The sequence below is a fragment of the Arenibacter catalasegens genome, assembly GCF_002909235.1.
GTDB classification, from domain to species: Bacteria; Bacteroidota; Bacteroidia; order Flavobacteriales; family Flavobacteriaceae; genus Arenibacter; species Arenibacter catalasegens.
Genome location: NZ_PHQQ01000002.1, coordinates 30,825 through 44,188 on the forward strand (window position 1 = coordinate 30,825; position 13,364 = coordinate 44,188).

A 13,364-nucleotide genomic window follows, 5' to 3' on the forward strand; every position below is an offset into this window, starting at 1 on the left:
AAAGCTAAATTGCCCTTTAAAGAAAATCTGTCAGTACTAAGAAAATTTCAACTGAATCGTTCAAGTTTGTCCTTATTCCAACCTACGAGAACCATTCATATTCTAAAATTATCACCTCACGGAATTAATAACCGGGATTTTGTATTAAGACCCCATTACTAAGGTCAATTTCGTTCTGAGGAATAGGGAAGTAATAATTTTTGGGCCTAGTAAAGACTCTTACAGGGTCAAATTGGCCTCTATCTTCACCATAAATCTGAACTATATCCACAATTCCTGCCTTATCCCATCTCATAAGATCTTGATGACGTTGATTTTCGCCCACTAATTCTACCCTTCTCTCATGGATCAATTCCGGCATTCCTGCGTTGGATACCGGCAACAATCCTACCCTATCGCGAACAACATTAATTTCACCATCCCCGGCTCCAAGACCACTTTTTCTAATCTTGGCTTCCGCTACCAACAAATACACATCGGCAGACCTAAGAATTGGCACATTGGCCTGGTTGCTTAGACTACCATCGTCATTAAAGGTGGTAAATTTAGAGAGGCTAAATCCGGTCTGGGTCAAATCCGCAGTAAATTCTGTTAATTCCGGGCCTCTTTGCACCATATCACCAGGTTTAAAAATAGAATTCTCCAAGCGCGGATCTCCGTCCTCAAACTCATCTACTACATTTTGAACCGGGTTGTGAAAATCCCATCCACCCCATGGTCTTGGAGTTACAAAATATTGTGGGTTATCCGACCAATCAGATCCTTGTGCTGCGAAGAGCATTTCTGGGTTATTTTCTGTAGCAGGTGTAAAATTATCCCTGAAGTTATCTGCCAAAGGATAAGGGCCGTTTATGACCTCTGTCCCAGCAGCAATGGTGCCATCAAAATTTTCTTGATATAGATACAGTTTTGCTAAAAGTCCATTAGCGGACCCTTTATTTGGCCTTCCCAAATTTTCACTGGTATGGGTGGGTGGCAATAAACCTACGGCCGCAATTAAATCTGTCTCTATTTGAGCCTGTACCTCTGAAAGAGTAGCTTTTGGAACATTAAAATTACTTTCCAATATATTCTGCTCAAGTATTAATGGAACTCCACCATAAATTACCGAAAATCTCCAGTATCCGAATGCCCTAAGGAAATGTGCTTCTCCCAAAACCCTATTCCTTAAGGTTTCGTCCATGCCCTCAATTCCCGGAACATTAATAAGCACCGCATTGGCCCTATTGATCATTTCGTATTTATTTTTCCAGCCGGCTCTTACACCATTGTTACTGGCATCCATAGTAAAATTCTCCATGGCTTCTTCATAACCGTGATCCCCAGCCCTAAAAATATCATCCGCACAATTGTCGAATACATTTTCGTTATGACCATAGGAATCTTCCTCACGTAAAAGCGTGTACATCGCATTTGCCGCTGCTACTGCATCTTCCCCATTACGCCAAAACGTTGCTGAAGTAGATTCTCCATAAGCCGTGGTATCCAGTATATTCTTATCACAGCCGGCAACCAATAGCGATAAACACGCTAGAGGCAATATGTATCTGTTTTTTATAATCTTTATCATGATTTTTAAGTTTTCTATTTATTAAATTGAATCTATACCAATGGATTAAAAACCAATATTAGCGCCCAATAAATATGTTCTTGCCTGAGGGTATTGTGCAAAATCCACATTTATTTGATTCCCATCCGTTATTCCTAATTCAGGATCATACCCGGAATAACCAGTAATGGTAAATACATTTTGTCCAGTGACATAGAACCGAAGCCTTGAAAGTCCAATTTTATCCGTAATATCCGAAGGGATAGTATATCCAACAGTAAGGTTTTTTAGCCTAAAAAAATCTCCTTTTTCAATAAATAAATCCGATGTTCTGTGGTTTAAATTAGTACGTAAAGTAGAAACCCTAGGGATTTCATTACTTGTACCTTGCCCTGTCCAACGCCCGGTAATGTCCGAATACAAATTAAAAGGATAACTGGCATCTAGTCCCTGCATTCTATCTGCGTTATAAATTTCAACCCCAGCCACTCCTAAAAAGAACATGGTTAGATCAAAGCCTTTATAATTTGCACTTGCATTTATCCCATAAGTCATACCTGGGTGAGGACTTCCAATAATTTCCCTATCCTTATCGTCTATAACATTATCATTATTTAAATCCTTAAATCGTACATCACCAGGAAGCGCTCCAGGCTGCACCGCGTGAGCGTCTATATCTCCTTGAGTTTGAAAAAGACCATCAGCTCTCCATCCGTAAAATGTGCTAATTGGATTACCTTCATAGGTACGCACTATTTCTTGATTAGGTCTACCATATAATGGGCTTCCCAAAAAGGTTCCACTAACCAATTTTACTACCTCATTTTTAACAAATGAAGCATTGGCTCCTATGCTATATCCAAGGTCGCCCTTGGAATCCTGCCAGTTCAATTCCATTTCCAATCCTTTGTTCCTAACTTTTCCAATGTTTAGGAAAGGGGAGGGATTACTACCTTGCGATCCAATTACTGGCGGCCTAAGCAACATATCGTCCGTATCCTTAATAAAATAGTTGAAATTGGTTGTTAATTTGTTATCCAAGAAACCCATATCAACACCAAAGTTGGTCATCCTTACCGTTTCCCAGCTAATGTCCTCATTGGCAAAACTGGATTGATTGGCACCAACTAAATCAACACTGCCGTCCAGGCCTAAGGAGTATCTTTGCCCTCGACTTATTCTTGCTAAGTATTGGAGTCTGTCTATGTTTTGGTTACCAAGTTCTCCCCAGCCTCCGGTAACTTTTAAGTTATCCATAAAAGGGACATGAAAAAAGGATTCCTCAGAAACTCTCCAGCCCAAAGAAAAGGCAGGAAAAACACCCGTTCTGTTTCCTTCAGTGAATTTTGAAGATTCATCAGATCTTACGGTAGCCGTTAATAAATATCTATCTAGATAAGAATAATTAAGTCTTCCAAAAATAGATTCGAGTCCATCATGCGCCTTGTATTCGCTGTTCCCGCTCAACTCCCCAGTACTAAGTAGGCGTTGGCTAGGATCTTCATCCGGTAAATTTTTCGAACTCGCAGAAAAACCTTGATAATCAAATGATTGCTGGGTATACCCCCCTACAAATCCAACTCTATGATCTCCAAATATTTTATCATAGGTTAGAAAATACTCCATTAAAAAGGAAAATTCTTCATCGTAATTCCTATTGGCATTATTTTCATTAGTAGTCCTAATCTGATCTAAAACCTGTGAATTGAAACTTCTTCTATCCCTGACCAAGGCATCTATTGCAAAATTGGCCTTGAATTTTAAATCATTGGTCAACGAAATCTCAGGTGAAACACTTGTAAGTAACCGTGTTATACGGTCATCAGCATCCAGTCTCTCAATTTCGAAAAGAGGATTATTGATATCCCCAAACTCACCACTAATTTGATTGGAACTATAATTACCATTGCTATCCTTAATAGGTAAACCTGGATGAAAACGTATCGCGCTCCAAATTAATCCATTTTGGGCGGAAGTAGTATTGAAGCCAGTGTTGGTCCTAGAGGACAAAGACATTGTTTGACCTATTTTTAACCACTTCTTTACCTTATGGTCAGAATTAATTCTCAAGCTTATCCTGTCAGCTGCCGATCTCTCAATGATACCTTCTTCATTGTAATAACCCAGACCAAACAAAAATGTTGAATTATCGTTTCCTCCGCTGATGTTAAGATCAACATTCTGGGTCATTCCCGTTGAAAAAACGGCATCTTGCCAATTGGTAAGTTGTGTTTGATATTGTGCATCTTGCCAAATTGGGTTTACTGGAATACCATCATTGGCATAACGTTCCCTTTTTATTTCGGCCAGAGTGGATGCATCCAACACGTCAAGGGTTTTTACTACATTGGAAAAACCGGAATATACATCAACATTCACGTTCAGCTTTTCCCCTGATTTTCCTTTTCTGGTAGTTACGATAACAACACCGTTCGCAGCCCTTGTACCATAAATAGCTGAAGCCGAGGCATCCTTCAAGACCTGGATGGACTCAATATCGTTTGGGTTAATTCCATTGATGTTTGCTGTTGGTATTCCATCAACAACATATAAAGGTTCCGAATTGTTAACCGTACCTGTTCCACGAATTCTTATGGCTACAGAACCACCCGGCGCACCTCCGTTAGGCACTACTTGCACACCGGCCATTCTTCCTTGCAAGGCCTTATCAATTCCGGATACTGGTAGATTCTTGAAATCGTCTCCCTTAATGGAGGAAATAGCTCCGGTAACGTCTTTCTTTGCTGTGGTACCATAACCCACAACTACCACCTCATCCAAAAAATTGGCATCCTCTTCCAATTGAATATTGATATTGGTGTCCTGTCCTACGGTTCTTTCTAAAGTCTGCATCCCTAAATAGGAAAATACCAATATGGCATTGCTAGAGCTTACTTCAATGACATAATTACCATCAAAATCCGCAACAGCCCCGTTGCTGGTATTTTTTTCCTGCACGGATGCTCCTGAAAGCGGCGTTCCCTGTGAGTCGGTGATGTTACCCCGCACTGTAACCGGATCTTGGGGGTAATCAATCAGAGCATAGGACAAATTGGCCCATCCATTCTCCACACCCATCCCAAAAAGAAGGGTAGAAAGCAACAGAAAGTGCTTAATTTCCAATTTTGGTAAAAAAGATAAATCCCTCCATCTTTGTAAGAAAAAGGAAAATACCACGTGTTCTTGTTTTTTCATCTACAATTTAATTAGTTGGTTAATTAGTATACTTGTTATTAATAGCACTCGAATTTAGTATAACGTTTAAGCTAAAATAAATAAATCTTTTGTGCTCTAAAGGAATTTACCTATTCTTAACAATAAAATCACTTTGAGTTATACTACAGCAGTTTTACAAATATTATAACTCGAAGGTAATAAAAAGATGAATTCGATATCTATTTTCAAATAAAAATTTTCATTATTTACAACCTAGTATCTGCTCTAAACAATTAAGAATTTGGTATAGTACTCGTACCATTCAGGTAAATACAGCTAGGGAATCCTGCTCATTATCTATGATTTCCTTGGCCTTCTACCAAATACATTTAGAACAAATCCTAAAAGCACCACCAAAAAAGAAATCAAACTTATTGGAGGCAAACCACCTTGCCATTTGGAAGGTGTAAACCAAGAGGAGTATCCCATAAAAAAAAGATGTACACCCAACAGAAATAGCAGTCCTAATAAAAATATTTTTGAGGTAATAATTTCTATTAGCATTTCTTTACCCTTACTTCGGTTTCTAAAGCACCAATGATAAAGCCCCAATACCATAAAACTTACCATTCCGCTGAGTAAACTAAAATTCCCGATTACAGACAACGTATTATCTCCTTCAAAAAACTTTGGATAATATTGAGGATTGAAAATCAAAAAACTAAGGAGCACATGAAATATGGTCAACAGTAGACCGGATATACCCAGTACCTTTCTGCTTTCCAATCCCAAATTAAAATGGGTCATTCCCAAATTGGTTAGGGGTCTAATTGAAAAACTAAAGGCCAGCAATACGATTGCTGCCAATGACACCCCTTTGTTCAAAATAAATATGGGCAAATCTTTCCATGCTACCGTGCCCACCACATTGTATCTCAAGACAGCATAACCCATGGAGACACCTAAAACAGTCCATATTAACCTGATGTATTTTCTTTGTTCACTTACAACCATAAAAAACAATTCTCAATTTAATTAATAGGAAATCTATTCCTGTCACCCAAATCCCCATGTACGCTTATGGCTATTAAGGCCAAAATAGCGATTACCACAAGTACAGCTATCAAGTAAACAAGCCATTTTTTAAGGTCCAACCTATCAATATCTCCAAATGAAAATTGTATGCTCTTGAATCGGAGCAAAGCGAAAATCACTATAATATTTAACACATAAAGATGATGGTTCAGGTGCATTTCCCCTCCAAATATACCCGTTACAGCATAGCTCACAAACGTGTATGCAACAAGCATGGCAAAAAATGTAACCAAAACGTCTTTTTGTGAGAATTCTTCTTTTTTAAATTTCCAAAAGATAGTGATGACCATTGCACATAAAACCAAGAGCACCATTAAAGTACTGGTTGAGGCAATAGATTCTATATTGGGCAAACTCTCCAAACGTCTAGCAATATGACCATAGGTTAAAGATTCCCTATAAACGATCAATGGAATAAAGAGCACTACAATGATAAAGGCAGACCAGTTTTCCCATTTTTTTGCACTTGGAATTTCTTTAGGCCATTTGGAACTAAATACCCCATAGGCCATTCCAGATCCACCGAAAAACCCAATACTGTATTCCATAACATTCCACATGTTAAACGGTATTTCCCATGTATTTCCCAGAACCTGTAAAAAATTACCAAAGCTAAAACCAATACCTCCACCCAACATAGAGAATAATGCTACTCTAATAGCGGAGTTTCTTTTTTCCTTGGCCATATACCACAACATGGCCAAACCAGCTCCAAAACACAGGGCCCAAGCCTCTGATCGCGGTGGGGTCATTTTAAAGCCAATTTGCTCCACTAAAAAATAGTAGCTTACTAGTCCGCCAGCAACCATCATAGATAGCAATTGCCCCCATTTAACCCTATTACTTTCTGTAGAATCTAAAGTTAAGCCAACTAGACCTCCACCTAATAATCCGAACAGGCCGCCAATAACGAAGAGCATTCCAAGACCGTAGTAGGCATTGATAAAGTTATCGGCAAAACCATAACCAACCACCACTCCATAACTGATCATGCCTCCAGCTCCCCAACCTACTGCCGAAGCCAAAGCAACTAGCATCATCTTGTTATACCAATCCTTTCGCCCTGAAACGAGTACCAGGGCAAGTCCTCCAATTGCGCCTGCCCAGGCGGCACCTTGTTCATGTCCAAACTGACCCCGTATAGCCCATGCTGTAGCGAGTGCCATTGCTACGATCAATATTGGCATTCCTATTTTATTGATTTTCATGACTTTGCCCTAGATTATTTTCTTCTTTTTATCTCAATGGTCTCAATTTCGTTTCCATTTATATCCGTAACATTCAAATAGGCCTTTTTCTTGTCAATCTGTACATTTACAAAATGCTCAATTTTACTGGATTTTTTAGTCTCTGGAAGATCAAAATCAATATCGTACAAGGGTGCTCCGGCCCCGGCTGAAGTTATATAATGCACTCCGTTCTTAAAAGCACGATGGTAATGATGATCATGCCCATTGAAAAATACTTGTACATTGTGTCTTTCAAAAATATCGCCCCAAAACTTACGAGTCTGTTCGGCCTCGGCCTTTCTATTTTTCATGGCACTATACAAAGGTTTATGCTGAAAAATAAAAACAAAACCCGCTTCCTTATTTAAATCCAAAACGTTATCCAACCATTTTTTTTGGGTATTAAAATACTCCGAAAAGGCACTTTGCCAAAAAGCGTCACTATTCTTTTCAGAGACAAATTCCGGTTCCGAAATTTGCTTCCCCTCACTATCCAAAACTATAAAGAGGGCATCACCAACAGTGAAATAGTAGTACTTTTCATTGTTGGGAAGATCGAATAAATCATAATAATAGGGAGAATCCTTTTCGTGATTGCCCAATACAGGATAGTAAGGTGTACTTCTCATTAGCTCCTTGTTCACCCCAAAAAAAGCTTCCCAATCACTAATAGATCTGCCATTGGCCACCAAATCTCCTGAATTGATGATAAACCGTGGGTTAGTTTCCATAATTTTGGCCACTATTTTCGCATGTACATCGTGCCTGTTTCTGGAGTCCCCGGTAACCGCAAAATTAAAAGGCATTATTTTATCCGGATAGGTGGTCAATGTACCTTTACCTTCATCAGAACCATCATTAAGTACATCATATTTATATTCGGTATTGGGCTCCAACCCTCCTAAATGAATTTTATGGTGCTTATACTCCCCTATTGTTTTAACGTTGCCATCCTTATCGGTAATTGTTGGAGCACTTTCTAAAGTAGACCAGCATACAGTAGCATCTTTGGTCCCCATTTGCTGAATATATGGGCCAAAGGCAATTTTATCTTTTTCTTGTGAAACACCTATGAAACTGATAAATAAAAGAGATAAGAAAAATACTTTTTGCATGATTTTAAAATTTAAAGTTCGGAACTTTTAATCCGATGTTTGAAAAAATATAATAAAAAGAGGCAGTCCTTACGGAATGCCTCCTTAAAAATAGCTGCTAAACTAACTCAAATAATTACTGTTAATACGGTTTTCCTGTACCTTGTAATAACCACATTTTGGACCATGCACTGTTATTACTGGTATCTTCTCCTTTAAATGGAGTGGTTTCCAATTTCTGAATGGCCGCGTCGGCATTTTCAGAATTGGTATCAGTTTCATTTATATGATAGTAAAATCTCAGCGGCAATGCATCGCGTTTGGAAGCCTGTCCAGTTTGCAAATTAGGAAGCCCCGTTCTTCTATAGTCAAACCAAGATTCTGTGGCCGCAGACCAACTAGCTATCCATTTTTGCTCCATGATATCTTCCAATCCTCCATAGGCAGCTCCAGCTATGTAACTGTCATACTGGCCACCAACACCCCAAGCTTCCAAGGACTGCTTAATACCTTGGTTATAATGGGCCTCAGGACCACCGCTCACCCATCCTTTGAGAGCTGCTTCCGCCATAATAAAATGAACCTCGGCCGCAGAAAGTAAACGAGCTTTCAATAACGGACCACTAGCGGCTTTATAAATATTATTTAACTGGGAAACATATGGGTTATAAGACCCTTGTTTAAATTCCTCCTTTAAATTATACGCTGGACCTAATGTAATAGCTGTTGGCAAGCCAATATAATCCTTGGAGTAGTTTACAGGAACCTTAACAATTGCTTCATAGGCATCCACGATATCCTGGGAAACATGTCGCTCCCCATTCAACATATAATCAGTGCCATTTGGAGCTCCTACGTCCAAAACCAAGGGTATCCCAACTTTGTTGGCCCATACACCTAAACGGGGATCATCTAACTCCTTTAATACATCTACCAAAGTTTCTGCCATTTTTATTCTGAAATACGCTCCCTGTGAATCTGTGTCGAACTTGGTATTAGTAGGCCAGGAATCGTTCCCAGTATTACCTACATAGGACATGGCGGCATCGTCGGCGGCATTCAAAATCAATGGATATTGTCCGGCATTGGATGTAATTCTTCTAATGCCTTCTTCGGCCAATGTAGCTTCTTTAGAAGATATACGCATATAATACCTCAGCGCCAATGAATTAGCGAATTTTCTCCATTTGGAAACATTCCCTGCGTAGAGAACGTCTTGATTTGCCTGAATACTGAAATATGCGCTCTGGCTCTTGGACAAAAGTGTATTAGCCTCACTTAAATCGGCCAAAATACCCAAATAAATATCCCTTTGATTATCAAAGGCAGCGTCAAAAAACTCTGCACCTTCATCTCCCCTTAGGGCCTCGGAATAGGGAGCATCTCCCCATAAATCGGTAATCATCCCAAACAAATAGGCTTTCATAACCAAACCAACTCCCTTATGAAATTCCAAATTATCGGCTTCGGCTTTTTCTATTAGGGTCTTATTATTGGTCAACAGACTGTAGTATCCATTCCAACTGTGGGAATCATTGCTCCAGTCGTATGCATTATGTCCACTGGACCAACCATCTTTTTGGGTATGCTGCATAACTCCGGCAATATCCCCAAAGCCCAATCCCAAAGTAGTTTTGGCAGCTCCACTGATTACCGTGGGCACCAACAGGTTGGGATCTACATTTTCTGAGCCAATCTGATTTGGGTTTTCATTTAAGTCCTCCAGACCGTGGCAAGAAACCAAAACGGTGAGTCCCAAAACCAATATGGCCAATTTACTTTTTATTTGATACATCATGATCTTAGTTTTTTTTATTAAAATGTTATACCAATTTTAAAACCTACTGGAACAACCCATGGATCCACATTGTAGCGCTCTATACCCTGCTTAAATTGTGTACCGCGTTTATCTTGTCCAGATTCAGCCTGATACGCCCTTTCCGGATCTACTCCAAAAGCGGAATCTTTGGTCCATAACATAATGTTCCTACTATACACGGATACGTTTACATTATCCAAACCTGCCCTTTCCACAAACTTACGTGGCAAGTCGTATCCTAGTGATATCTCCCTTAATTTTATATAGTCGGCATCAAACATATGGGGCGTTCCAAAATCCCATGCATTAGCCACGGAAAACGGAATAAAATTTGTGCCATCCAGACCTAAATTTTCATTTTCCAAGATAAAATTACCATTTTCATCATGAAAACCCACTACACCAGCATTGAAAACACCGTCATAAACAACGCTACCTCCCAATGCTTCTGGAAATCCACCATCACCTGGAGGGCCACCGATAGAGATAAAATTTTCACCGAAAATTAAAAGATCTGCATTGTCCAGCACCCATTGTTTCAATTCTGGACCAGTTTGGCCAATTCCTGGATTAATCAAATTATCCAGCAATTGTTGACTATACCCATCTTCCGTCATATATCTGGAGGTTTGTGACATATATTGCCCACCGGAACGCCAGTCGAAGGTCATGTTCAAGGAAAAATTCTTGTAGGAGAAACTAGACTGTAATCCCATAACAAAATCTGGATTATAGTTACCCACTTTTACCCTTTCATCCTCGGCCAACCATTCAGCATCCTCACCTTCACCCAATAAAGGATATCCAAAATAAGGTGAACTGGTATCGGTAACCCTTTTGATCTTAGGAGAATATAGGTTTCCTACCAAGCCATCTTCCCCAGTGGCCGCATTGGCTACGTAGCCTCTAGAAACACTTTTGTTCTCGCTCCAAAACTCAATGTAATCCACACCGTCGGCAAGGGCCTTTATCTGAGATTCATTGGTTGTGTAATTTAGATTTAAATCCCAGTTCCAATTTTCAGTTCTAATCGGTGTAAATCCTAAGGAAAGTTCATAACCTTTACTTTCCAAGACTCCGGCATTTATACTTACGCTGCTATAACCAGATGATCCTGGGATAGGTACGCTTGGTACAATTTGATTTTTATTTTCCACGGTGTAATAAGTTCCCTCAAAACGGAACCTATTGTTAAACATGGTTAGATCCACCCCAAATTCTTTTGAGGTAGCCTCTTCAGGCTCCAAGGTTGGCGTACTTAAACCTCCAGATGCACTGTAAAGGATAGCATTATTCCATTGCCCTGCGTTATTATAATAAGCACCTAACTGATATGGACTGGTGTCGTTACCAACTCTGGCCCAACCACCCCTAAGTTTAAAAAGGTCCACCTTAGGAATATCTACCAACTCGCTCACCAAGAAACTCAAGGAAGCGGATGGATAGAAATACGAGCGATTATCTATAGGCAGTGTACTTGACCAATCGTTCCTGGCAGTAACGTCCAAATACAACATATCCTTAAATCCAAAATTAGCAAGACCATAAACACTATTTATTGCTCTTTCACTTAAGTAACTGGAGTATACCAAAGCGGTAGGGGCTATATTCTTTATGGTAAAGAGGTCTGGAACTATAAGTCCCACCCTAGATGCGGCCGAATTGCTTATACCGGAACCTTTTTGATACATTAAATTACCGCCTCCAGAAATGGACATATCAAAATCACCCAATTCCTTTTTAAAGGTTGCCAATAGATCCACGTTGGTCTCTACCCCATCTGTTTTGGAAATACCATAGGTACCATTGTTGGATTCCGCACTATAACCAGGCGACATTTTGGTTTCTTGTGTCTCATTGGAGCTATTTAAATTATAACTTGTTCTAATGTTAAATGAGGGAGAAATTTTCCAATCCAACGCCATATTACCGAAAATTCTGTACCTGGAAAAACTGTTGTTTATCTCATTGGCCAAAAAGTATGGGTTATTGTAATCCTCCGAAACACTAAGCACATCGGTACCGGGCAAATCGTAATCTTTAATTTTCAGGATGTCGATATTTGCAGGCATGGCATAAGCCCATTGTAAAGGATTTGCCCCCCTATTTGAGGCAGGTCTGTTATCGGCAAAACTATGCACTACATTGACATTGGTACTTATTTCCAATTTATCGTTTAAATTGGACGAAGCCGACAAGGAAAAACTGTTTCTATTTACGTCAGAGTTAGGAACCAGCCCTGTATTTTCCATATTGGTAACTCCCATTCTATAGTTAACTGCCTTTGTACTATTGGTTACCGTTAAACTATTGGTAGTAGTGATACCGGTCTGCACAAAATTCTTGATGTTATTAGGATACGATTTTAGTTCAGTAGGGATAGGCGTGCCATTGGCATCCAAGGGCGCATTCCATTGTACCGCAAAATAACCACGATCTAACTCAGGTCCTGAATTTCCTCCAGAAAGAGCAACTGGCGGCATAATATTACTACCACCTTGGGATTCAGGGGAAAATGAAAAATAACCGGAGGCAAAACGAGTTTGTTGCTCCAAATATTTATAAGGAACATCAAAAACCGTATTGGATGTGAAGGAGACTTTCATCTTTTCTTTCTCGTTTGCCTTTTTTGTAGTAATCAACACAACCCCGTTACCAGCTCGCGAGCCATACAAAGCAGCGGCACTTGGTCCTTTAAGGATACTTACATTTTCTATGCTCTCCGGATCTAAATCCGAAATGGCGTTTCCATAATCCACGCGGTTGTCGCTACCAAAACCACCAACATTGTTTACCGAGTTGGCTATGGGCACCCCATCAACAACAAATAAAGGTTGGTTGTCAGAACTCAAGGAAATAGCCCCCCTTATTACCATACTTACAGAAGAACCCGTACCTCCTGTAGAGTTTAGGGTAACACCCGCTACCTTACCGGATAAAGAATTTAACACGTTCTCTTGAGCAACCCTAGTAAGTTCTTCACCTCCTACATTTTCTACGGAATAACCCAAAGATTTGTCCGCCCGTTTAATACCTAAAGCAGTTACTACCACCTCATCTAAGGCCTCTGCACTTGGATCCATGACAATATTAATGGAAGTTCTTCCATTAACCGCCGCCTCTTGGGCTTCAAAACCTATATAAGTAAACACCAATACCCCATTTCCATTGGGGACATTAATACTATAGTTTCCATCAAAATCAGAAGATACACCCTGAGTGGTTCCTTTTAAAACGATACTGACCCCTGGTAAAGGCATACCATCTTCGGAGGATGTTAAATTACCCGATACCGTATGTTGTGCGGATTGGGCCATTACAGAGGTTGTACCAACAACTAGCATCAGCAAGAACAATTGCCCCAACCTCTGTATTTTATTTTTTAAATATGTGTTCATAGAATTATTTTAGTTAGTTATTTT

The 13,364-nt window shown here is 39.7% G+C and carries 7 protein-coding genes; all 7 read right to left on the reverse strand.

The annotated features are described in order from the left end of the window. Positions 1–124: 124 nt before the first annotated feature. Positions 125–1,570: a RagB/SusD family nutrient uptake outer membrane protein gene (locus CWD90_RS02020; RefSeq protein WP_103474270.1), complete on the reverse strand. Its 1,446-nt coding sequence runs from the start codon at positions 1,568–1,570 to the stop codon at positions 125–127. A 45-nt stretch (positions 1,571–1,615) separates the two neighbouring features. Beyond that, positions 1,616–4,744, reverse strand: coding sequence for a SusC/RagA family TonB-linked outer membrane protein (locus CWD90_RS02025; protein WP_103474271.1), 3,129 nt, complete (start codon positions 4,742–4,744; stop codon positions 1,616–1,618). A 318-nt stretch (positions 4,745–5,062) separates the two neighbouring features. After that, positions 5,063–5,719: a hypothetical protein gene (locus CWD90_RS02030; RefSeq protein WP_103474272.1), complete on the reverse strand. Its 657-nt coding sequence runs from the start codon at positions 5,717–5,719 to the stop codon at positions 5,063–5,065. A 17-nt stretch (positions 5,720–5,736) separates the two neighbouring features. Continuing rightward, a complete protein-coding gene (locus CWD90_RS02035) occupies positions 5,737–7,008 on the reverse strand; it encodes a hypothetical protein (protein ID WP_103474273.1) in 1,272 nt (423 codons plus the stop codon). A 14-nt stretch (positions 7,009–7,022) separates the two neighbouring features. Then, entirely contained in the window at positions 7,023–8,144 is a 1,122-nt protein-coding gene (locus tag CWD90_RS02040) for a metallophosphoesterase family protein (protein ID WP_103474274.1), read from the reverse strand. 121 nt (positions 8,145–8,265) lie between these two features. Further along, positions 8,266–9,921: a SusD/RagB family nutrient-binding outer membrane lipoprotein gene (locus tag CWD90_RS02045; RefSeq protein WP_205161188.1), complete on the reverse strand. Its 1,656-nt coding sequence runs from the start codon at positions 9,919–9,921 to the stop codon at positions 8,266–8,268. A gap of 17 nt (positions 9,922–9,938) precedes the next feature. Continuing rightward, positions 9,939–13,340 (reverse strand): SusC/RagA family TonB-linked outer membrane protein, encoded by a 3,402-nt coding sequence (locus CWD90_RS02050; protein WP_103474276.1) that lies wholly within the window; start codon positions 13,338–13,340, stop codon positions 9,939–9,941. Positions 13,341–13,364: the final 24 nt, after the last annotated feature.